The following is a 22,380-nucleotide window of genomic DNA, read 5'->3' as shown; positions in this document are numbered from 1 at the left end:
ACACCCAAAAACAGGCTTTTCCCACAGACTTTCAAGGAGTACACCATGACCAAGATGCGCACCGTAGACGCTGCCGTCGCGATCCTGGAAAAGGAGGGCGCCACCGAGGCGTTCGGCCTGCCAGGCGCGGCAATCAACCCCTTCTATTCGGCCATGCGGGCCCACGGCGGCATCCGCCACACGCTGGCCCGCCACGTTGAAGGCGCCAGCCACATGGCGGACGGCTACTCCCGTGCCGCGGACGGCAACATCGGCATCTGCATCGGCACCTCCGGCCCCGCCGGCACCGACATGATCACCGGGCTGTACGCGGCCTGGGCCGATTCCATCCCCATGCTCTGCATCACCGGCCAGGCCCCCGTGGCCAAGCTGCACAAGGAAGACTTCCAGGCCGTGGACATCGAATCCATCGCCAAGCCCGTGACCAAGATGGCCATGACCATCCTGGAGCCCGGCCAGGTTCCGGGCGCCTTCCAGAAGGCGTTCCAGCTGATGCGCTCCGGCCGCCCCGGCCCCGTGCTGCTGGACCTGCCGATCGACGTGCAGATGGCCGAGATCGAGTTCGACATCGACACCTACGAGCCCCTGCCCGTGGAAAAGCCGAGGGCCTCCCGGAAGCAGCTGGAAAAGGCCCTGGACATGCTGACCGCAGGCGAGCGCCCGCTGATCGTGGCCGGCGGCGGCATCATCAACGCCGGCGCCTCCGCCGAACTGGTGGAACTGGCCGAGCTGCTGGGTGTTCCCGTGATCCCCACCCTGATGGGCTGGGGCGCCATCTCGGACGACCATCCGCTGATGGCCGGCATGGTGGGCCTGCAGACCAGCCACCGCTACGGCAACGAGAACTACCTGCGCAGCGACTTCGTGATCGGCATCGGCAACCGCTGGGCCAACCGCCACACCGGCGGACTGGACACCTACACGGCCGGCCGCACGTTCGTGCACATCGACATCGAGCCCACGCAGATCGGCCGCGTGTTCTCCCCGGACTTCGGCATCGCGTCCGACGCCGGTGCGGCATTGGCCGGGCTGATTGAACTGGCCCGTGAGCGCCGGACCGCCGGATCCCTGCCGGACTATTCCGCCTGGGCCGCCGAATGCGCCGAACGCAAGGCCACCCTGCACCGCAAGACGCACTTCGAGAACATCCCGATCAAGCCGCAGCGCGTGTACGAGGAGATGAACAAGTCCTTCGGCAAGGACACCACGTACGTTTCCACCATCGGTCTGTCCCAGATCGCCGGCGCCCAGATGCTGCACGTGTTCGGCCCGCGCAAGTGGATCAACGCCGGCCAGGCCGGTCCCCTGGGCTGGACCGCTCCGGCCGCCTTGGGCGTTGTCCGCGGCAAGCCGGACGAGACGGTTGTGGCCCTGTCCGGCGACTATGACTTCCAGTTCATGATCGAGGAACTGGCCGTGGGCGCGCAGTTCAACCTGCCGTACATCCACGTGGTGGTCAACAACTCGTACCTGGGCCTGATCCGCCAGTCCCAGCGCGGCTTCAACATGGAGCAGAACGTGTCCCTGGCGTTCGAGAACATCAACAGCACCGATCTCTCGGCAACGGCGGCGGGCTACGGCGTGGACCACATCAAGGTGGCTGAGGGCCTGGGCTGCAAGGCCATCCGTGTGGAGGACCCCAGCGACCTGGGTTCCGCATTCGACAAGGCCAAGGCGCTGGCCGGCGAGTTCAAGGTTCCCGTGGTGGTGGAAGTGATCCTGGAGAAGATCACCAACATCTCCATGGGCGTGGAAATCAACGCGGTCAACGAGTTCGAGGAACTGGCAGCGACCAGCGCCGACGCCCCCACCGCCATCCTGGCGATGCAGGCCTAACCATGCGGATCGTGATCGCCCCGGACAAGTTCAAGGGCTCGCTGTCCGCCCCGGACGTGGCCCGGCACCTGGCTGCCGGGCTGCAGTCCGCCACGGGCCACAACCTTGAGGTACTCCGGATTCCGGTGGCCGACGGCGGCGAGGGCACCCTCGATGCCGCCGTCGGCTCCGGCTTCTCCCGCCGGAGCGCCACGGTCAGCGGCCCTACCGGGCAGCCGCTACGGGCGGACTTTGCCGTCCGCGGCCGCGAAGCGGTCATCGAAATGGCAGCTGCTTCCGGCCTCGCCGTCCTCCCCGGCGGCACCCTGGACGCCAAGGGAGCCACCAGCCTGGGAACCGGTGAACTGATCCGGGCGGCGCTCGACGCCGGATGCCGGCAGATCATCCTCGGCGTCGGCGGGAGCGCCAACACCGACGGCGGCGCCGGCGTACTGCAGGGACTCGGCGCGCAGCTCCTCGACGCCGGCGGCAACGAACTGCCGCCGGGCGGCGCGGCCCTCGCCAGGCTGGACCGGATCGACTTCTCGGGCTTCGATTCCCGGCTGGACGAGACGCGCTTTGTCCTGGCCAGCGACGTGGACAACCCCCTGCTCGGGGCGGAGGGCGCTCCCGCGATCTTCGGCCCGCAGAAGGGTGCCAGCCCGCAGGACGTGGAAGAGCTGGATGCCGCCCTGGCGCACTTTGTGGACGTGCTCGCCGCCGAGATCGGGCCGCGCGCGCTGAAGGGCGCGGACGCACCGGGCGCCGGAGCAGCCGGCGGCGTGGGCTACGCCGCCATCGCCGTCCTGGCGGCGACGCGCAGGCCGGGCATCGACGTCGTTCTTGAATTCACCGGGCTGGCCGACCGCCTGGCCGGCGCCGACCTGGTGATCACCGGCGAAGGCAGCCTGGACGAGCAGAGCCTGCTGGGCAAGACGCCCATGGGCGTGGCGCGGGCGGCTGAACGGGCCGGCGTTCCGGCGGTGGCCGTCTGCGGCCGGACCACCCTGACACCGGAACAGCAAAAGGATTCCGGATTCCGGCAGGTCTACCCGCTGACCGCGCTGGAGGCCAAGGTAGAAATATGTATAGCCGAAGCAGGACCCCTGCTTGAACAATTGGGAAAGCATATCGGCGCGGAACTGGCGGACCTGACCCAGGCCCCCGCCCCGGCCGGTTCCACCACGCCGGTGAACAGCACCCGCACTAAGGAGCCCCTCAATGTCTGAAGAACGCTTTGACCTCGTTATCCGGGGGCAGCGCATCCTCACCACGGCCGGCATCGCGCCCCGTGAGGTGGGCGTGCGCGGCGGCAAAATCGTGGCCATCGAGCCCCTCGGCAACGGCCTGGCCGGCGACGCCGTGATCGACCTCGCCGACGACGAAACCCTGATCCCCGGCCTGGTGGACACCCACGTCCACGTCAACGAGCCCGGCCGCACCGAGTGGGAGGGCTTCGCGTCCGCCACCCGTGCCGCCGCGGCCGGCGGTGTCACCACCATCATCGACATGCCGCTGAACTCCATCCCGCCCACCACCACCGTGGAAGGCCTCAAGCTCAAGCGCGAGGTGGCCGAGGACCAGGCGTTCGTGGACGTCGGGTTCTGGGGCGGCGCGGTTCCCGGCAACAAGGCGGACCTGCGCCCGCTGCACGACGAGGGCGTGTTCGGTTTCAAGTGCTTCCTGCTGCACTCCGGCGTGGACGAGTTCCCGCACCTGGAGGCGGACGAGATGGAAGAGGACATGGCCGAACTCAAGTCCTTCGACTCGCTCATGATCGTCCACGCGGAGGACTCGCACGCCATTGACCGCGCACCCCACCCGGGCGGCGACCACTACTCCACCTTCCTGGCCTCCCGCCCCCGCGGCGCCGAGAACAAGGCCATCGCCGAGGTGATCGAACGTGCCCGGTGGACCGGCGCCCGCGCCCACATCCTGCACCTCTCCTCCTCGGATGCGCTCCCGATGATCGCCTCCGCCAAGCGCGACGGCGTGCACCTCACCGTGGAGACCTGCCCGCACTACCTCACGCTCATGGCCGAGGAAATCCCGGACGGCGCCACCGCCTACAAGTGCTGCCCGCCGATCCGCGAGGCCTCCAACCGAGAGCTGCTCTGGAAGGGCCTGCAGGACGGCACCATCGACTGCATCGTCTCCGACCACTCCCCGTCGACGCTGGATCTGAAGGACCTGGAAAACGGCGACTTCGCCGTGGCCTGGGGCGGGGTTTCCTCGCTGCAGCTGGGCCTCTCGCTCATCTGGACCGAAGCCCGGCACCGCGGCATCCCGCTGGAGCAGGTGGTGTCCTGGATGGCCGAGAAGCCGGCCGCCCTGGCACGCCTGTCCAACAAGGGCCAGCTGGCGCTCGGTTTCGACGCGGACTTCTCGGTCTTCGCCCCGGATGAGGCCTTCGTAGTGGATGTTTCCAAGCTCAAGCACAAGAACCCCATCACTCCGTACGACGGCAAGGCGCTCTCCGGCGTGGTCCGGAAGACATTCCTGCGCGGACATGAGATCGACGGCCAGACCCCCAGCGGCAAGCTCATCCGCCGCGGCGGCGTCTGAGGAACCACGCCGTGGCAGTCCAGGTACATTCTCCGCGCGGCATATGTGCGTCCGCTCCGGCGCCCGCTGGCCCGGCGAAAGCCGGGCCGGCGACGCGGGGTCCGCAGCTCAAAGCCCATGGCCTGGCCGTCTGGGTGACCCCGGACGGCGAACAGGACATTGACGATGCCGTCATGGCGCGCGCCGCGGAACTGTTGCTGGCCCGTGCCCTGAAGATTGCTCCGGAGGCGGAAGTCCACGTCTGGCCCGCCGCCGGAGCTGCAACTTCCGCTGCCGAAGCTGCCCTGCCGGGGGGACCGCACGGGGCAGCCGGCAGCGGAACCCGGGTGCCGTCGTCGGCCCTTCCGGAGGACTCCCCGGAAGTGGACGACGACGGCGCCACTCCCCTGCCGCCGTCGGCCGGTCCCGCGAGCCTGGTGTCCGTGGACCTTGCCGCAGGCGAGGTCCTGCTGGACGGGAAGCTCGTGGCGCTGACCGGCGTCGAATTCAAGCTGCTGCGCTACCTCGTGGAAAACTGTTCGCGGGCCATCAGCCGGGAAGAGCTGCGGCTGTTCCTGGAATCGTTCGATTCCCCCGCGGCGGCCTCCCGTTCCATCGATGTGTATGTGGGCCGGGTGCGGCGGAAGCTGCGCCGCGGCCGGCATGCGATCGCCACCGTGCGCGGCGGCGGGTACCAGTTCGTCCCGGGACCGCACACCAAAGTTCGCGGCCCCGCGGAATACTGCATCTGAAACCGTGGTTGTGCCTGTAGAAGCCAGCGCAGCCAGCCCGTTCAGTACGCACGCTTTGTCAGTAATCAGACTCCCGAAGGATCATCATGAGCCCCACTCTGACCACCAAGCTCCAGCCCGGAACCCAGGCACCGGACTTCACCCTGCCGGACGCTGAGGGCAAGCCGACGTCACTGGCCGATTACCGCGGCAAGAACGTCATTGTGTACTTCTACCCGGAGGCCGCCACCCCGGGCTGCACCACCGAGGCCTGCGACTTCCGCGACAGCCTCGAGTCCCTCCAGGGCTCCGGCTACGAGGTCCTCGGCGTCTCCCCCGACGCCCCCGAGAAGCTGGCGCACTTCACCGGCGACTTCGCACTGACCTTCCCGCTCCTGGCAGACGAGGACCACGCCGTGGCACTGGCCTACGGCGCCTGGGGTGAAAAGCTCCGCGACGGGGAAGTCACTGAAGGAATCGTCCGCTCCACCGTGGTGCTCGACCCCGAAGGAAAAGTGAAGCTGGCCCAGTACCAGGTCAAGGCCCAGGGCCACGTCGCAGCGCTGAAGGAAGCCCTGGGCGTCTAGCCTCCCCGGGACCCTCTCTCACTTCCTGCGCCTTTTCGGCGGACCCTCTCTCACTTGTTGCGCCAAAAGCCGGAACCCTCTCTCACCGGTGAGAGAGGGTTCCGGCTTTTCCGGCAAATAGTGGGAGAGCGTCCGGGGTTAGGGGCGGAGCCGGTCGGAGGCCAGTGCTGACTGGCGGACCTGCGCCGGAGTGAAGCGGGCACCGGCGTCGGGGAAGCCTGGAACCTCGATCCGCGCGTGGCTGTGGACTTCGGTCACCGTGTCCCGGGTGTGCTCGGCGATCTTTGCCATCGTGGTGACCCACATGCCGTCCATATCCTTGACCCGGCTGATCAGCTGCTCGAGCGCCACCGCCTTTGAGGGCCGGCCCGAGATGAACGGGTGGTTGGTCAGTACGAAACAGCTCCCGGCCGCGTGGTGCGCCTCGGCTTCCAGCGTCCACATTTCGAGGACCTTGGCGGGGCTTTCGATGACTCCGCTGCCGGTCACGCCGGGATAGAACGCGTACTGCTCCCAGTCGTCCAAGGCCCAGTCGACCGGGATCTCAACGAGGTCCCTGGAGTCACCCTCGGCGACGCTGAAGCGGTACGGTGCGTCGCCGTCGAGCAGGCTTGAATCGTAGAGGAAGCCGCGGTCCGCAAGGAGTGCCGGCGAGTGCCAGTTGAGCTCCCACCAGGGAGCGCGGTAGCCCACGGGCCGGACGCCCGCCACTTTGGCCAGCGCTTCCAGCCCACGGTCGATGTACCGCGCCTCGGTGGCGGCGTCGATGCCCTGCATGGGTTCGTGCAGGTAGCCGTGGTGGGCGATCTCATGGCCCGCATCCACGATCCGGCGCACCACGTCGGGGTAGCTCTCAGCGGTGAAGCCCGGGATGAAGAACGTTGCCTGGATGTCCTGGCGCTGCAGGATCTGCAGCAGCCGCGGCACAGCAACCTTGGGTCCGTATGACTGGTGGGTCATGAGCGACATCCGGCGCGTGCTGCTGGGATCGTGGGCGATGGTGCAGGACTCCGCGTCCACATCGAAGGTGAACGACGCGGCCGCCCGGTAGCCTTCGGGCCAGGTGATGGGATGGGCGGAGTCCGGGAAAGCGGGGAATTCCATGGTCCGGTTCCTTTCTACAGTGAGACTGCGGTTGTTGCCGGGCGGACTGACGTTTCGGGTGCAGCTTCCTCGGGCACGGTTACCTGCTGAGCTGCGGCACTGGCCAGAAACCTGCGGTGAACCCGGGGGCCAAGAACGGCGTAGCTCGCAGCGCTGCTGAGTCCGCCGGCCAGCCAGGACAGGTCCCAGCCGCCCAGGGCCACGGCGATGGGGCCCTGCATTGCGGGGACAAGCCCGTACATGAACAGCCAGGTGGCAAAGATACCGACCAGGAGGGATACGACGCCGGCCCAGTTGACTCCGGGGAGCCGCTTGGTGCCCACGCGGTCGAACAGCCGCGAAGCGTCACTGGGCCAGCGCTTCTCGACCCAGAAGTAGTGAACCAGCATGACGCCGCCCCAGGCGGCAACCCATGCCACGAGGCCGATCAGCCAGGCGTCCAGCACGGCGGCGAAGTCTTCCTGGAAGATGAAGAACACGACGGCGGCCAGCGAGAACACGCCGACGAACAGGTTGAGCTTGCGGCGGCTGATGGTGATGTCGAGCGCCTGCGTGGCGACCGAGAAGGTGTAGATGTTCAGGATATTGGTGGCGATGGGTCCGTGCAGGACCATCAGTAGTACGGGAAGTGCGAGGACGCCGAAGTTCTGGACGATCAGTTTTCCGGGATCAATTTCGCCGCTGTTGGTGGCGAGGCTGGCGCCCAGGATTCCGAGCCAGACGACGGGGATGAACTGGCCCAGCACTGAGGCGAGGTAAACCTTGCGCTTGGGCACCTCGGTGCTGACGAAGCGGGAGTAGTCGGCGGCGTAGGTGAACCAGGTGATTCCCCAGCCGATGCCGATCGCCGTCATGACAGCGCTCATCGCGGCGATCCGCTCCGAGCCTTCAAGGATGTTGCCGGCAGGTCCGGCGTAGGTCCAGTTGATCTTCATGCCGAACCAGGCGACGGCGGACATGACCGCAAGGATGATGATAGTGGGCGGCACTGTCCACTTTTCAAACGCGGCGATGGCCTTGTAGCCGAACCAGGCGATGGCTACCTGTGCAGCCATGATGGTGGTGGCGACGCCGATCTTCCAGGCGTAGTTGTGGGCGGTGGGGTCAACCCAGCCGAGGGTCCCGAACAGCGCCATGACCAGGTCCAGGATGATCCACGTGTTCACGGCACACCAGCCGATGACCAGCAGCGCCTGGATGGCGGCGGGCAGGTAATTTCCGCGCCTGCCGAAAGCTGCCCGGGCCAGCACCATGCCGGTTGCCCCGGTCTTCTGGCCAAGCAGGACGAAGCAGCCGAAGAGGAGCATCCCGATCAGGTTCCCCAGGACCAGAACGGTGACGGTGTCCGCAAAACCAAGCCCGAGGTGGATGCCCAGGGCGCCGAGCACCCAGTTGATGGGTGCGAGGTTTGCGCCGGCCCAGATCCAGAACTGGCCGGATACCTTCCGGGTCCGCTGGGATTCGGGAATGGGCTGAAGCCAGGCTTCGACGTCTTCGCCGGCTACGGGCGCTTGGCCGGCCGGGACTGCAGTGGAGTTGTGTTGCATGGGGGCCTCCGTAGGGGGAAAAGGGTATATCCAGATTATGTGTTGCAGGCCACACCCAACAAGATACGATATGTACATCAAAACGATCTTTTGCGTTACGGAGCGTCATGCCAATCAGGCTCAGCGATATCATGAACCACGCCAGTTTCACCGCCGCGGATCCGGTGCTCCGCGCCGGCGCGGCCGCGGTGGCCGATACGCAGCTGCGGTGGGTCCACTCCAGTGAGGTTCTGGACATTGCGCCGTTACTTAGCGGCGGCGAATTGCTCCTCACCGGCGGCGACGCGCTGGTCACGGCCTCGGACGCGCGCCGCGTGGAGTACATCCGCCAGCTGGCTGAGCGCGGTGTCGGCGCGCTGGTGGTGGAAACGGGCCAGCGGCTCGCATCGCTTCCCTCCTCCATGGTCCGCGCGGCGGAGCAAGCGGGACTGCCACTGATCGAATTCCGCAAAGTGGTGCCCTTCGTGGGCATCATGCAGGCCATCAATTCAATGCTGGTCAGCGAATCGGTGGCCCACCTGCGCCGCGCGGACGAAGCCAGCCATGAGATGGCTGTTGAGCTGGCCCATGGGAGCAGTCTGGACCAGATCCTTGGCGTCCTGGCCGGAATCCTTGACGCGACGCTGGAGCTTTCGTCGGTGTCCGGCGTGACACTCGGCAGCGCCGGCCCCAACGGCACCGGCCCCCGGACGGAGGGCCCCGGCAACGCGGGCCCCGGCGACGCGGCGGACGGCCCCGGCAGTGACGAGGAGCCCGGACACCCGGGCGCTGACGGCACCGTCATCAACATCGATGTGCCGGTCCGCGGCGTGCCGTCAGCGAGGCTGATCATCACCGTCCCGGCCGACGGCGACATCAACCTCGCACGAGTCGCCGGCGGCCGCTGCGTGGACATCCTCTCGCTGGCCCTGCTGCAGCGGATGCCGCCCGGGTTGAAGGAGGTCGCAGGGACTGCGCTGCTGCGCGCCGTCAGTTCCGGCAGCCAGCCGTGGCGGCTGCAGCAGCTCTCGCCGGCCGCCGGCATTCCGCCCTCCGCAACGATGGTCGCCGTCGTCGTCCGGACATCCACCTCGCAGCAATTGCGGGTGGCCATGGACAAGATCCTGAAGAAGTCGGCCCAGCAGAGTGCCAGCTATGTGGACAATGCGGAGGTCCTGGCGCTTGCCGCCCTTCCGTTTGACGGGGCCGCGGCGGCGCGGGCCGAACTCGTTGCCGCGCTGGAGGAGCTCCCGGTGGAGGCCGGAACCATGACGGCGGTGGGCCCGCTGGCTGTCGGGATCGAGAACGCGCCGTGGTCGCTGTCGGAGGCGAAAGTCGCCCTGGATCTCGCGGTAAACGGTTCGCTGCGCGCTGCGGCTCGCCCGGCGTCGGACACCGGCGGTGTGGTGCTCGACGTCGAGAATCTCGCCGTCGAGCGGCTGGCGGCACAGCACCTGGACCAGGGAGCCCGGCAGGATTTTGTCCGCCAGCAGCTGGGTCCCGTGCTGGACCACGACGCCCGGCGGAACTCGCAGCTGCTGGAAACACTGGCGACGTGGCTCGACTCCGGCTGCAACACGGCGCAGGCTGCACGGGAACTGCACGTGGAGCGGCAGTCGATGCACCACCGGCTGCAGCGGATTTTCGAGCTGTGCGGCGGCGATCCGCGCGGAACCGGCCGGCTCGCCGCGCTGCACCTGGCCACCCGGCTGGCCGCCCCGTAGCCCGGGACACAACGCTCTCTCACTTAACGCAAGAAAAGCCGGGACGCTCTCTCACTTCCCCCAAGGAGGTGATAGAGCGTCCCGGCTAAACCGCCCGGAAGTGAGAGAGCGTCCCGACTCGCGGATTTGAGGCAGGCAGCGGCAGGGACGACCTACCGCAGCACCACGGTCCTGTTGCCCTGCAGGATCACCCGGCCCTCGCAGTGCCAGCGCACCGCGTTGGACAGCGCCTTGCATTCGGTGTCGCGGCCGGCGGCAACGAGATCTTCCGGACCGTAGGTGTGGTCCACCTCAACCACCTGCTGGGCGATGATGGGTCCCTCGTCCAGTTCGCCGTTGACGTAGTGCGCGGTGGCGCCCACGGTCTTCACCCCGCGGGCGTAGGCCTGGTGGTACGGCTTGGCGCCCTTGAAGCTGGGCAGGAACGAGTGGTGGATGTTGATCGCCTTGCCGTCCAGCTTGCGGGTGAGGCCGTCACTGAGCACCTGCATGTAGCGGGCCAGGACCACCAGTTCCACGTCGTACTCGTCCACGAGTTCCAGCAGCCGCGCCTCGGCTTCGGGCTTGGTGGCGGCGGTGACTGGCACGTGGAAGAAGGGGATGCCGTGCCATTCCACCAGCGCCTGGTGGTCGGTGTGGTTCGAGACCACGGCCACCACGTCCACCGGCAGTTCGCCGATGCGGGCGCGGAACAGCAGGTCGTTGAGGCAGTGCCCGAACTTGGACACCATGATCAGCACCTTGCGCTTGGAGCCGTGCGGCTCCAGCCGCCAGCTCATCCCGAAGCGTTCAGCCACCGGACCAAAAGCGGTCCGCAGCGTGTCCGCGGTGGAGTCATCGCCGTCGGACGCGAAGTGCACCCGCATGAAGAAGTGCCCCTCGGAACGTTCGCCGAACTGCTGGTTGTCGATGATGTCGCAGCCGTGCTCCAGCAGGAAGCCGGACACGGCGTGGACGATGCCCGGCGACTCGTTGCAGTCCAGGGTCAGGACGTGCTCCACGGTGGTGGCCGGTGAGCCGGCTGACGGCTGGGAAGTTTCAGTCTCAATGGCAGTCATGGTCAGCACTCGATGACGTTGACGGCGAGGCCTCCGCGGGAGGTTTCTTTGTATTTGGTTTTCATGTCCGCTCCTGTCTCACGCATGGTTTTGATGGCTTTGTCGAGGGATACTTTGTGGCTTCCGTCGCCGTGGAGGGAGAGTCGTGCGGCGTTGATGGCTTTCACGCTGGCGATGGCGTTCCGTTCGATGCAGGGGATTTGTACCAGTCCGCCGACGGGGTCGCAGGTCAGGCCGAGGTTGTGTTCGATGCCGACTTCGGCGGCGTTTTCGACTTGTTCGGGGGTGCCGCCGAGGACTTCGCAGAGTCCGGCGGCGGCCATGGAGCAGGCGGAGCCTACTTCGCCTTGGCAGCCCACTTCGGCGCCGGAGATGGAGGCGTTGATTTTGAAGAGGATTCCGACGGCGGCCGCGGCGAGGAGGAAGCGGATTACCCCGTCGTCGTTGGCGCCGGGTACGAACTTGGTGTAGTAGTGCAGGACGGCGGGGACGATTCCGGCGGCGCCGTTGGTGGGGGCGGTGACGATGCGCCCGCCCGCGGCGTTTTCCTCGTTCACGGCCAGGGCGTAGAGGTTCACCCATTCCATCGCCCGGAGCGGATCGGTCACGCCGGTGTCCGCTGTCAGGGTTTTGAATAGCGACGGCGCCCGCCGTTTGACGTTCAGCCCGCCGGGAAGGATTCCTTCCGCGGCGCAGCCGTTGTCCACGCATTCGCGCATGACCGCCCAAAGCTTCAGCAGCTCCTCGCGCAGTTCCGCTTCAGTCCGCCACGTCAGTTCGTTGGCGAGCATCACGTCGGAGATGGACATGCCCTCGCGCTGGCAGATTGCCAGGAGTTCGTCGGCGGTGCTGAAGGGGTAGGGCAGGACGGTGGCGTCGGCAACGACACGGTCCCCGGCGTCGGCGTCGCCATCAACGACGAAGCCGCCGCCGATGGAGTAGAAGCTCCGTTCGCTGAGGACGGCCCCGGTGTGGTCCAGGGCGCGGAACGTCATGCCGTTGGGGTGGGCGGGGAGGGACTTGCGCCGGTGCAGGACCACGTCCTCGTCCCAGTTGAAGTCCACCCGGTGGGTTCCGGCGATCATGAGTTCGGCGTCGAGGGCTGCGGCGGCGACCTGGTCGTCCGCGGTGGTGGTGTCCACGGTTTCCGGGTCCAGGCCCTTGAAGCCCAGGACCACGGCTTTGTCCGAGCCGTGGCCCCGCCCGGTGGCACCCAGCGAACCGAACAACTCTGCCTGGACGCGGGTGGTGGAGCTCAGGTGGCCGTCGCCTTTGAGTCCGTCGGCGAACAGTTTCGCCGCCCGCATCGGGCCGACCGTGTGTGAGGAGGACGGCCCGATGCCAACGGAGAACAGGTCCAGGACGCTGAGGGCCATTTAGGGGACCTCGGGGGAGGCGTACTCGCGCATTGCATCGAGGAGCCAGCGGCCCAGGAAATCCGCGAACGAGGCCCGCGGGAAGAGCCTGAAGCTTTCCTCCCCGGTCTTCTGCAGGACCACCGGGATGTTGCCCACCTCGGTGTTCAGCGCGGTTCCCGGGGTGAAGCTGCGCGGGTGCAGGTCCAGGGCGCAGCCCTTTTCCAGGACGGCCCGGGCACGCGGGCCGGAGAGTTCGAACGTGGTGCGGTTCGCGGAGAGGTCCACGACCTGGCCCGGGGCGCCGCCCAGCGCTTCGGTGAGTGCCCGGATCAGGTCACCGCCGAGGGAGTCGTGGGCCTGTTCCGGTGCGACCACGAGGAACTCGGCCGGTCCGAGCCAGAGGACGCTGACCTGCCCGGTGCCGCCGACCTCGCCGCAGCGTGCCGGCAGTCCGCCGGTCACGGCAGCGATCCGTGCCCCTTCCTCGGAGCGGGGATCCACCCGGACCCCGGCCATGGTCTGGAAGGGGCCTTCGGCGAGGATAACCTTGCCGGGGACGGAGCCGGTCTCCAGTGCCGGGGCCAGGTGCGAGGCGGGGCTGCGGCGGATGTCCCGGAGTCCATTGATGCCTGTCAGTGCTGGGGTGTTAGCCATCTTTGCGGGTCCCTTCGGGGTCAAAAAGTACGGTTTCGGCGACAACAACATCGACCAGCTGGCCACCGGCGACAGCCACCAGGGACTCGCCGATGCGGTTACGGCCGTTCTTGATCAGCGCCAGTCCGAAAGACCGGCCCAGGGCGGCGCTGTGGTAGCTGGAGGTGACAAAGCCCTGCATGGGGACGGGGCCGTAGGCGGGGCTGGTGCTGATCCCCTTTTCCACGAGCTGGGTGCCTTCCGGCAGGCGGATGGAGCCATCCACCGGCAGAACGCTGACCAGGTGCTTACGGTCCTCGCGGCTCGCGTCGGCCCGGGCGTAGGAGCGTTTGCCGATGAAGTCCTTGGCCTTGGAAACAATCCATTCCATGCCCGCGTCCTGCGGGGTGACGGTCCCGTCGGTGTCCTGCCCGACGATCGGGTAGCCCTTCTCGGCGCGGAGCACGTGCATGGTTTCGGTGCCGTACGGGGTGATGTTGAACTCGGCCCCGGCCGCGGCCACCGCTTCCCAGGTGTTCAGCCCGTACCAGGAGGGCACGTTGATTTCGTAGGCCAGTTCACCGGAGAAGGAGATCCGGCAGACCCGGGCCTGCACGCCGGAGGCGAGGGTGGTTTCGCGGAACGTCATGAACGGGAACGCATCCGCTTCCAGCCCGCCGTCGGCGGCGAGTTCCGGGGCCACCTTGGCCAGGACCGCCCGGGACTTGGGCCCGACGACGGCGATCGTGGACCACTGTTCGGTCACCGAGGTGCAGTGCACATCCAGTTCGGGCCATTCGGTCTGCAGCCATTCCTCCAGCCAGTCCAGGACCTTCGCGGCACCACCGGTGGTGGTGGTCATGAAGAACCGGTCCTCGTCCAGGCGCAGGGTCACACCGTCATCGAAAATCATGCCGTCCGGACCGCACATCACACCGTAGCGGGCCGAACCCGGGGCGAGCTTCTTGAACGCGTTGGTGTAGACCCGGTTGAGGAACTCACCGGCGTCCTTGCCCCGGATTTCGATCTTGCCCAGGGTGGTGGCGTCCATAAAGCCCACGGACTCCCGGACCGCGGCGCACTCACGCAGCACCGCAGCATCCATGTCCTCGCCGGCCTGCGGGTAGTACCAGGGCCGCTTCCACTGCCCCACGTCCTCGAACAGGGCGCCCTTGGCAACATGCCACGGGTTGATGGACGTGACGCGGGCGGGGTCGAACAGCTCGCCGCGCTGGCGACCGGCCAGGGCCGCGAACGCCACCGGGGTAAACGGTGCCCGGTACGTGGTGGTGCCGATATCCCCGATCCCGCGGGAGGCTTCGCCCGCGGTGCGGAGCGCGGCGGCGATCACACCGATCGCGTTCACCCCGGAAGTTTTGCCCTGATCGTTCGCGGTGCTGATCGAGGTGTAGCGCTTGATGTGTTCCACCGAGCGCATGCCGGCCCCGGTGGAGCGGAGGACATCGGCCACGGACTGGTCGCGCTGGAAGTCCACGAAGTGGTGGTGCCAGTCATCCGGGGTGCCGGCCTGGCCCGGGACCAGCCACAGCTGCCGGGTCGGCGCGGACGCCTTCGGCTCCCCCAGCGGGGACGGCTGCGTGGCGGATTCGAAGCCCGCGGCGATGGCGGCCGACGCGCCGGCCGAGATGCCCTCGGCCAGGACGTCCGCGAGTTCGAAGCTGCCCCGGCCCGAACCGATGGTCTGCTGGTTCGGGACCACGGTGCCCGGCACGAACGCGGCGAGCTCCTCGTCCCAGCGCAGCTTGCCCTGGCGCTGGGAGTGCAGGTGCACCAGCGGGCTCCAGCCGCCCGAAACGGCCAGCAGGTCGCAGGCGATCTCTTCAACGCCGGAGGTCAGTTCGCCGTCGTCGTTGATGCTCCGGACGGTGACGCTCTCCACGCGGCCGTCCGCCGCAGAGGAGGAGGTGTCAGCGACGGCGCTGCCGATCAGCACCCGGGTGCCGGCCTCGACGGCGGCAGCCGCCACCGGGGTCAGGGCGGGGCGGGCGTCGACGACGGCGGCGACCTTGACGCCCGCGGCGCGGAGGTCAGCGGCCAGGGCGTAGGCGCTGTCATTGGTGGTGCTGATGACCACGCGCTGCCCCGCGGCGACGGCGTAGCGGTTAAGGTAGCTGCGGGCAGCGGAGGCCAGGATGATGCCGGGCCGGTCGTTGTTCTCGAACACCAGCGGGCGTTCATGCGCGCCCGGAGCCAGCACCACCTGCTGGGCACGCACGTGCCAGATCCGCTGGCGGGAGACGCCGGGCGCGGCCGGGCTGGACAGGTGGTCGGTGCGGTTCTGCACCGCGATGACGTAGTTCGCGTCATACGCGCCGAAAGCGCTGGTGCGGTTCAGCACGGTGCATTCGGCGCCGGAAACGAGCTCGGCCTCAACATCCGCGACCCATTCCAGGGCCGGCTTTCCCTCGATGGTCTCAGCCAGCCCGGGGGCGGTGGAGCCGGACAGGAGTGAGCCGCCCAGTTCGGGCTGGTCGTCCATCAGGATCACGCGGGCGCCGGTGCGGACGGCCTCGCGGGCTGCGGCCAGGCCGGCGGGGCCGCCGCCGATCACCAGGACATCGGTGTGGACGTACTTCTTGTCGTACTCCGCACGGTCCTCGTCCGGGTCCAGCTTGCCCAGGCCGTTAAGGAGTTCAGCCTTCAACCCGTCCACCAGGGTCACGGTGGTCGCAGGCAGCATGGACTCGGCAACATCGCCCGGGAAACGCGGGGAGATCTTCACCATCGCATTGGATTCCTCCACGCCGGCGGACATGATGCCCCGGGCGCGGTCCTCGTACAACGAGTTACCGGCCAAGATCCGGCCGTTGGCAATCAGGGCCGAGGCCAGCGTGTCCCCGGGATGGCCGGTGAACTCCTCGCCGTCCACGGTGAAACGCCAGGAAATGGTGCGGTCAATGCGTCCGCCGGCGGCGAGGCGGGCGTTCTGGGAAGTCACTTGGTTGCTCCTTCCGGGGCGATAGTGCCGGTGCTGGTGGGGGCGATGCTGGTGCCCGAAATGCTGGGCGCCGCGGTGCCGGTGGTGGTGCTGTCCGCGGCCAGGCTGGCCGTGCCCGTCTCGGCGGTCGGCTTCCCGGCGCTGTCCGGCCGGGGGGCGCCCATCGGGTAGACGGCCTGGATGTCGTAGGTGACGGTGTCGCGGAGCATGTTGAACCACTGGCGGCAGCCGGTGCTGTGCAGCCAGCGCTCGGCGAACGTGCCCTTGGTGTTATCGCGGTAGAACAGGTACTCGGCCCACTCGCGGTCAGTCAGGTCATTCGGGTTTTCCGGGTAGGCCACGTGGGCCTGGCCGCCGTAGTGGAATTCGGTCTCGTCGCGCGAGCCGCAGTTGGGGCAGGAGATGAGCAGCATGTGCGTCTTCTTTCTGGGTGCTAGTGGGCGACGGCGGCTGCGCCGTGTTCATCGATCAGGGCACCGGTTTCAAAACGTTCCAGCGCAAACGGCTTATTCAGCTTGTGCGGGGCACCCGTGGCGATGTTATGCGCGAACGTCAGCCCGGCAGCCGGGGTCGCCTTGAAACCGCCCGTGCCCCAGCCGCAGTTCACAAACATGTTCTCCACCGGGGTGTTGCCCACGATCGGGGAAGCATCCAGGGTCGTGTCCACAATCCCGCCCCAGGTCCGCAGCACATGCGCCCGGGCAAAAATGGGGAACAGCTCGACCGCGGCGGCCATCTGGTGCTCAATCACATGGAAGGACCCGCGCTGGCCGTAACCGTTATAGGAATCCACGCCCGCGCCCATCACCAGTTCACCCTTATGGGCCTGCGAAACGTACACGTGCACGTGGTTGGACATCACCACGGTCGGGTGGACCGGTTCGTGCAGTTCGGAAACCAGTGCCTGCAGCGGGTGGGACTGGATGGGGAGCCGGAATCCGGCCATTTCGGCCAGGACCGAGCTGTGCCCGGCGGCTGCGAGGCCCACCTTTTCGGTGTTGATCGTGCCCTTGTTGGTCTTGACACCCACCACGCGGTTGCCGTCCTTGATGAAGCCGGTGACTTCACAGTTCTGGATGATGTCCACGCCGAGTTCGTCGCATTTGCGGGCGAAGGCCCAGGCCACGTGGTCGTGCTTGGCGATGCCGGCGCGCGGCTGGTAGGTGGCGCCCATGACGGGGTAACGGATGTTGTCGCTGATGTTCAGGATCGGGCAGAGTTCCTTGACCTGCTTCGGGTCCAGCCACTCCGCGTCCACACCGTTGAGCTGGTTCGCACCCACCCGGCGCATGCTCTCGCGGACATCGCCCAGGGTGTGGGCGAGGTTCATCACCCCGCGCTGGCTGAACAGGAAGTCGTATTCCAGTTCCTCGGGCAGGATTTCCCAGAGCTTCAGGGCGTGCTCGTAGATGGCCGCGCTCTCGTCCCAAAGGTAATTGGAACGGATGATCGTGGTGTTCCGGGCCATGTTACCGCCGGCCAGCCAACCCTTTTCCAGGACCGCAATGTTGGTCATGCCATGGTTCTTCGCCAGGAAATACGCCGTGGCCAGGCCATGCCCGCCACCGCCCACAATCACCGCGTCATAAGAGGACTTAGGCTCCGGGTTACGCCAAAGGAAATCCGGGTGCTCGGGGAGCTGGTGGGTGCTCACTGGGCTGCTCCAATCAGGTCTGCTTCGAAGGCGGCAGTGTCGGTGCCGCTGTTGAGGTGGGGGTAGAGGGGGAACTGTTCGGCGAGGGCGGTCACCCGGGCGCGGAGTTCGACGACGGTGCTGTCACCCAAGGTGCCGGTGCTCGCGGACGCAATCAGCGCCGTCGCGATGATGTCCGCTACTTCGGTGAATTCCTCGGCGCCGAAGCCGCGGGTGGCCAGGGCCGGCGTGCCGATCCGGAGGCCGGAGGACACCATCGGCGGGCGCGGGTCGAACGGCACGGCGTTGCGGTTCACGGTGATACCGATCCGGTGCAGGGCGTCTTCGGCCTGCTGGCCGTCCAGTTCAGAGTTCCGCAGGTCCACCAGGACAAGGTGGACGTCGGTGCCGCCGTTGACCACGGAGATGCCTGCCGCGGCAACGTCCGCCTGGAGGAGCCGTTCGGCCAGAAGCTTCGAACCCTGCAGGACGCGCTCCTGGCGTTCCTTGAATTCCGGGGAGCCGGCGAGCTTGAAGGCCACGGCTTTGGCGGCGATGACGTGCTCCAGGGGGCCGCCCTGCTGGCCGGGGAAGACTGCGCTGTTGATCTTCTTGGCGTACTGCTCCTTGGCGAGGATGACACCGCCGCGGGGGCCGCCGAGGGTTTTGTGGGTGGTGGTGGTGACGACGTCGGCGTACGGCACCGGGTTGGGGTGCAGCCCTGCGGCTACCAGGCCGGCGAAGTGGGCCATGTCCACCATCAGGTAGGCGCCCACGAGGTCCGCGATCCGGCGGAACTCGGCGAAATCGAGCTGGCGGGAGTAGGCAGACCAGCCGGCAACGATGAGCTTCGGGCGGTGCTCCAGTGCCAGCGCTTCGACTTCAGCCATGTCGATCCGGAGGTCGGACTCCCGCACGTTGTATGGGACCACGTTGTAGAGCTTGCCGGAGAAGTTGATCTTCATGCCGTGGGTGAGGTGGCCGCCGTGGGCCAGGCTCAGGCCCATGATGGTGTCGCCCGGGTTCAGCAGGGCGAACATGGCGGCGGCGTTGGCCTGCGCGCCGGAGTGCGGCTGTACATTGGCGAATTCAGCACCGAAGAGCGCCTTGACGCGATCGATGGCCAGCTGCTCGATGACGTCCACGTGCTCGCAGCCGCCGTAGTAGCGCTTGCCGGGGTAGCCCTCGGCGTATTTGTTTGTCAGCACTGAGCCCTGCGCCTCCATGACGGCGGACGGGGCGAAATTCTCCGACGCGATCATTTCCAAGGTGGACTGCTGGCGGCCCAGCTCATTGGCAATGGCCTGCTGGACCTCGGGATCGACTACGGAAAGTCGCTCGTTCAACTGCTCAACCACGGATGCTCCTTTGAGATACCACTCTTGCTGTAACTAATATATTAGTGTGAGGTCAATGGTATGATTGGTATCACAAAAGAGTCAATAGCGGGAAGCAAGTGGCACTGAGCTTCCGGTTAGGACCCGATCGCCCGGTAGTGAAGCTGAGCGATGAAGAACTGAGTAGCCATGAACGGAGCGGCACCTTGAATGCACTTCCTGTTTTGCCACCCGCCGAGGACGAAGTACTGTCCCAGGCGGAGGCCGCCTATCGGCAGCTGCGCGACAAGCTGATCATGCTCGAGATCCGGCCGGGCGAACCCATCAACGACGGTCAGCTGGCGGCCGAGCTCGGGTACGGCCGCACTCCGGTGCGCGAGGCAATCAAGCGGCTGGAAGTGGACCACCTGGTGGTGTCCTATCCGCGCCGGGGAACCTTTGCCACGACCGTGGACTTCACGGAACTGGCCGATGTCTCGGAGGTCCGGGAGCTGCTGGAGCCCCTGGCGGCACGCAGCGCGGCCACGAGAGCAAACGCCGCCATGCGCCGCGAGCTGCTGCACGTTGCCGACACTATTGCCGGGCTGGATCCGAATCCCAGCCAGTCCCGCGACCTCATGCGCTACGACCTGACCGTGCACCGGCTGATCTACAAGGCCGCAGCCAACCCGCACCTGGAAGACACCTTGATCCGCTACGACAACCTGGCCACCCGCATCTGGTGCCTGGTCCTGGACAAGGTGCCCTCGGTGAGCGGCCACGTCACCGAACACGTCGAGCTGCTCAAGGCAGTGGCGGCGGGCGACGCCGACAAAGCGGGCGAGCTGGCCCTGCACCACGTGACGAGCTTCGAAGAGACCATCCGCAAGGTGCTCTAAACGCTCTCTCACTTTCCGCCGTTAACAACGGAACGTTCTCTCACTTTCCTCAAGAAAGTGAGAGAACGTTCCCCCTGAAGCGGCAGGAAATGAGAGAGCGTCCGGTGGGGGCTGGCAGCCTTACCGGCCGCCTCCGCCGATCACCCCGGCTTCCACGGCCTTCGTGACGGCGTCCGCCTCGGCCTGGGTCAACTTGCCGTCGGTAACGGCGGTGTCCAGCCTGGTCTTGAGGGCGGCGGCACGTTCGGCCTGGCCTGCAGCCCGGATTTCCTCCAGGGCTGCGGTGACCTTGGATTCCTCGACGCCGAGCGACTCCGCCAGGGACTTGGCCATCGCCGCGTCCATGGCGGAGCGGTCCGGTTTGGTGCCTTCGGCAGGCGCCGTACCCTCGGCCGGCGCGGTGCCGTCTGCCGCCTCGGTGGGCCTGTTAGCGTCCCGGAAGGCCTGGATCGCTTCGGTCACCTTGGCTTCCTCAACGCCAAGCTTCGTGGCAAGGTCAGCGGCCAGCTGGCCGCGATCCCCTCCCTTGTGGCCGCCCCGCTTTCCGCTGTCAGTAGCCGCGGTGCCGTCGGTGCTTGCCGACGCCGACGCCGTGGCACTCGGCGTCGGGGTTTCGGCGGCCGACGCCATCCCGGTGACTCCCAGGCCGGCGCCGAGCGCCAAGGCCCCGGCCGTCAGGCCAAGGGTTATTCTCTTTGTGCGTGACATCTGATGTCTCCTCGATCCGCCGTGTGAACGGCTCTTTGGGAAGAACGGCCGGTGTGCACCGTCCTTCACTCAAAGATGCAGCGCCAACATAGGGCACTGCTGTTCGGATCCTGTCGGCATGCTGTGAATGCGGGCCGGGAGGTCATTCATCTGTCATGGCTGACTGAATGTGGCGGTTCAGCCGTTTCTTTTCCAGCTCTTCGGCCACCGGACGTTCAGCAGCAGCAGCCCGAGCAGGAGCGAATCAACAGTCATGATGAAGGCCATGAGGTAGGCCCAGCCGATCATCATGGCTTGGTCACCGCCAACCTGCGGCGTGGACACTTGGCGGGCATCGATGATCGCATATCAATCTCCTGACGTGGATCCCCCCAGTCAATCGATAGTCCACCAAGTGTGGCACGGCCGCGGCCCGGACGGAACGGCCCGCACTACTCGAATCCGGCCCTTGTAATACACCGAAAAGCGCGCGGAATACTCGTTAGATAATCGCCGCGCGGAGCTGCTTGGCGGCGAGCGCGGGATCGTCGGCGCTGTAGATGGAACCGCCGACGACGGCGACGTCCGCGCCTGCGCGCTGCACAGCTTCGATGGTGGAAAGGTTCACTCCGCCGGCCACGGAGAACGGCACGCGGGCTTCCTCGCCGGCGTTCAGCAGCACATCCAGGTTGTAGCCCGGCTTGGCCTGCTCATCCAGGCCCGCGTGGAACTCGATGAACTTGGCACCGAGGGCACGGGCTTCCTTGGCGCGGGTGACTTTGTCCGCGACGCCGATCAGGTCGACGACGATGCCCTTGTTGTGGGCCTTGGCTGCTTTGACCGCGCCGGAGATGGTGGAATCGTCCGCGCCGCCGAGGACGGACACCAGGTCCGCGCCCGCACTGAAGGCGATCTCTGCCTCCAGTTCGCCCGCGTCCATCGTTTTGAGGTCAGCGAAAACGATCTTGTCCGGGTGGGCGGTCTTGATGGCGGTCACGGCGGACAGGCCTGCGTTCTTCACCAGCGGAGTGCCGAGCTCGATGATGTCGACGTATTCGGCAACCTTGCCGGCGAGTTCGAGGGCTGCTTCGACGGTCAGGACGTCCATGGCGACTTGCAGTTTCATGTGTCTGTTCCTTGCTTGTTGAGGGGTTTGGTTGGCTTGGTTTGGTGCGGCTATTCGAGATTTGCGTGGCGGAGCCACAGGTCTTCCGGCGCGATGGCTTCTTCATCCCAGAGGCTTTGGAACACCGCTTCCGTGGTGGTGAACAGCACCTGTTCGAAGAGGCTGCCCGAATACTGCCGGGAGACAGCCGAACCGTGGTCCGTCTTTTGTGCGGCGGGAATTACGACGACGGCGGACGCCGCCTCCGCGAGCGGTGAACCCGGGTTGGTGGTGTACACGGCCACCCGCGCGCCCTGGGCAGCTGCGGTCTGTGCCGCTTTGACAACACTGGACGTGGTGCCGGAGCCGGAGGCGGCGAGCAGCACGTCTCCGGCCGTGATGGCAGGGGCGGTGGTCTCGCCCACCACATGAACCGCCAGCCCCAGGTGCATGAGCCTCATGGCGGCCATTTTCAGGACGAGGCCGCTGCGGCCGGCGCCGGTGACGAAGATCCGCTTCCCGTAGCGGATTTCCGCGGCAAGGGCGGCAACCTGGTTCGGATCCACCCGGGCGGCTGTCCGCTGGATCTCGTCCAGCACCAGGAGCTGGTTCCTGGTGACCGATGTTGCTTCGGCTGTGTCCGGCGTTCCAGCCAGGGCTGCAGGTTCGGCGTCCGTGATGACACTCAAGGGATTACCTCC

At 66.9% G+C, this 22,380-nt stretch carries 20 protein-coding genes; 7 read left to right on the top strand and 13 right to left on the bottom strand.

Features of this window, described 5'->3' with window-relative positions:
* The first annotated feature begins 45 nt into the window (after nucleotides 1-45).
* The 5 genes from gcl to bcp all read left to right on the top strand — a co-directional run bounded on the left by gcl (nucleotide 46) and on the right by bcp (nucleotide 5,677).
* Nucleotides 46-1,836: a glyoxylate carboligase gene (gene gcl, locus AC6JAC_RS02770; protein WP_497963365.1), complete on the top strand. Its 1,791-nt coding sequence runs from the start codon at nucleotides 46-48 to the stop codon at nucleotides 1,834-1,836.
* Nucleotides 1,837-1,838: 2 nt separating this feature from the next.
* Nucleotides 1,839-3,044 carry a glycerate kinase gene (locus AC6JAC_RS02765; RefSeq protein ID WP_497963364.1) on the top strand — a complete coding sequence of 402 codons (1,206 nt, stop codon included), beginning with the start codon at nucleotides 1,839-1,841 and terminating at the stop codon, nucleotides 3,042-3,044.
* Nucleotides 3,037-4,380 carry an allantoinase AllB gene (gene allB, locus AC6JAC_RS02760; protein ID WP_028269686.1) on the top strand — a complete coding sequence of 448 codons (1,344 nt, stop codon included), beginning with the start codon at nucleotides 3,037-3,039 and terminating at the stop codon, nucleotides 4,378-4,380. Before AC6JAC_RS02765 ends, allB begins: the two co-directional genes overlap by 8 nt.
* Before the next feature lie 11 nt (nucleotides 4,381-4,391).
* Nucleotides 4,392-5,111, top strand: a complete 720-nt coding sequence (locus AC6JAC_RS02755; RefSeq protein ID WP_028269685.1) for a winged helix-turn-helix domain-containing protein — start codon at nucleotides 4,392-4,394, stop codon at nucleotides 5,109-5,111.
* Nucleotides 5,112-5,197: 86 nt separating this feature from the next.
* Nucleotides 5,198-5,677, top strand: a complete 480-nt coding sequence (gene bcp, locus AC6JAC_RS02750; protein WP_028269684.1) for a thioredoxin-dependent thiol peroxidase — start codon at nucleotides 5,198-5,200, stop codon at nucleotides 5,675-5,677.
* 138 nt (nucleotides 5,678-5,815) lie between these two features.
* Here the strand turns inward: bcp and AC6JAC_RS02745 are convergent, their stop codons facing one another.
* Nucleotides 5,816-6,781 carry a polysaccharide deacetylase family protein gene (locus AC6JAC_RS02745; RefSeq protein WP_028269683.1) on the bottom strand — a complete coding sequence of 322 codons (966 nt, stop codon included), beginning with the start codon at nucleotides 6,779-6,781 and terminating at the stop codon, nucleotides 5,816-5,818.
* A 14-nt stretch (nucleotides 6,782-6,795) separates the two neighbouring features.
* Complete coding sequence (locus AC6JAC_RS02740; RefSeq protein WP_043437651.1) at nucleotides 6,796-8,328, bottom strand: purine-cytosine permease family protein; 1,533 nt, start codon at nucleotides 8,326-8,328, stop codon at nucleotides 6,796-6,798.
* A gap of 107 nt (nucleotides 8,329-8,435) precedes the next feature.
* On the opposite strand from AC6JAC_RS02740, the gene AC6JAC_RS02735 reads away from it, so the two are divergent.
* Nucleotides 8,436-10,031 carry a PucR family transcriptional regulator gene (locus AC6JAC_RS02735; RefSeq protein ID WP_028269681.1) on the top strand — a complete coding sequence of 532 codons (1,596 nt, stop codon included), beginning with the start codon at nucleotides 8,436-8,438 and terminating at the stop codon, nucleotides 10,029-10,031.
* A gap of 152 nt (nucleotides 10,032-10,183) precedes the next feature.
* Here the strand turns inward: AC6JAC_RS02735 and purU are convergent, their stop codons facing one another.
* The 7 genes from purU to glyA are packed head-to-tail and all read right to left on the bottom strand — an operon-like array spanning nucleotide 10,184 to nucleotide 19,030.
* A complete protein-coding gene (gene purU / locus AC6JAC_RS02730) occupies nucleotides 10,184-11,089 on the bottom strand; it encodes a formyltetrahydrofolate deformylase (protein WP_028269680.1) in 906 nt (301 codons plus the stop codon).
* Between the two features lie 2 nt (nucleotides 11,090-11,091).
* Entirely contained in the window at nucleotides 11,092-12,465 is a 1,374-nt protein-coding gene (locus tag AC6JAC_RS02725) for an L-serine ammonia-lyase (protein WP_497963363.1), read from the bottom strand.
* Nucleotides 12,466-13,101, bottom strand: coding sequence for a sarcosine oxidase subunit gamma (locus AC6JAC_RS02720; protein WP_497963362.1), 636 nt, complete (start codon nucleotides 13,099-13,101; stop codon nucleotides 12,466-12,468).
* Nucleotides 13,094-16,039: a sarcosine oxidase subunit alpha family protein gene (locus AC6JAC_RS02715; RefSeq protein WP_497963361.1), complete on the bottom strand. Its 2,946-nt coding sequence runs from the start codon at nucleotides 16,037-16,039 to the stop codon at nucleotides 13,094-13,096. Before AC6JAC_RS02715 ends, AC6JAC_RS02720 begins: the two co-directional genes overlap by 8 nt.
* Nucleotides 16,036-16,452: a sarcosine oxidase subunit delta gene (locus AC6JAC_RS02710; RefSeq protein ID WP_454698460.1), complete on the bottom strand. Its 417-nt coding sequence runs from the start codon at nucleotides 16,450-16,452 to the stop codon at nucleotides 16,036-16,038. The genes AC6JAC_RS02715 and AC6JAC_RS02710 overlap by 4 nt, the downstream gene beginning before the upstream one ends.
* Nucleotides 16,453-16,472: 20 nt before the next feature.
* Nucleotides 16,473-17,693, bottom strand: coding sequence for a sarcosine oxidase subunit beta family protein (locus AC6JAC_RS02705; protein WP_028272642.1), 1,221 nt, complete (start codon nucleotides 17,691-17,693; stop codon nucleotides 16,473-16,475).
* Nucleotides 17,690-19,030 (bottom strand): serine hydroxymethyltransferase, encoded by a 1,341-nt coding sequence (glyA, locus tag AC6JAC_RS02700; protein ID WP_497963360.1) that lies wholly within the window; start codon nucleotides 19,028-19,030, stop codon nucleotides 17,690-17,692. The genes AC6JAC_RS02705 and glyA overlap by 4 nt, the downstream gene beginning before the upstream one ends.
* A gap of 185 nt (nucleotides 19,031-19,215) precedes the next feature.
* Here glyA and AC6JAC_RS02695 point away from each other — a divergent pair, with 185 nt between their 5' ends.
* Nucleotides 19,216-19,887, top strand: a complete 672-nt coding sequence (locus AC6JAC_RS02695) for a GntR family transcriptional regulator (protein WP_043439575.1) — start codon at nucleotides 19,216-19,218, stop codon at nucleotides 19,885-19,887.
* A gap of 120 nt (nucleotides 19,888-20,007) precedes the next feature.
* Here the strand turns inward: AC6JAC_RS02695 and AC6JAC_RS02690 are convergent, their stop codons facing one another.
* The 4 genes from AC6JAC_RS02690 to hxlB form a co-directional block, all read right to left on the bottom strand.
* Nucleotides 20,008-20,595, bottom strand: a complete 588-nt coding sequence (locus AC6JAC_RS02690; RefSeq protein ID WP_497963359.1) for a hypothetical protein — start codon at nucleotides 20,593-20,595, stop codon at nucleotides 20,008-20,010.
* A gap of 177 nt (nucleotides 20,596-20,772) precedes the next feature.
* Nucleotides 20,773-20,919 carry a hypothetical protein gene (locus AC6JAC_RS02685; RefSeq protein ID WP_497963358.1) on the bottom strand — a complete coding sequence of 49 codons (147 nt, stop codon included), beginning with the start codon at nucleotides 20,917-20,919 and terminating at the stop codon, nucleotides 20,773-20,775.
* 157 nt (nucleotides 20,920-21,076) lie between these two features.
* Entirely contained in the window at nucleotides 21,077-21,700 is a 624-nt protein-coding gene (gene hxlA / locus AC6JAC_RS02680; RefSeq protein ID WP_497963357.1) for a 3-hexulose-6-phosphate synthase, read from the bottom strand.
* A 50-nt stretch (nucleotides 21,701-21,750) separates the two neighbouring features.
* Nucleotides 21,751-22,368, bottom strand: a complete 618-nt coding sequence (gene hxlB, locus AC6JAC_RS02675) for a 6-phospho-3-hexuloisomerase (RefSeq protein WP_051629076.1) — start codon at nucleotides 22,366-22,368, stop codon at nucleotides 21,751-21,753.
* Between the last annotated feature and the right edge of the window lie 12 nt (nucleotides 22,369-22,380).

Source organism: Arthrobacter sp. KUASC02, assembly GCF_059739395.1.
The sequence above is the reverse complement of the archived record's forward strand: the minus strand, read 5'-3'. Positions and strand labels throughout refer to the sequence as shown.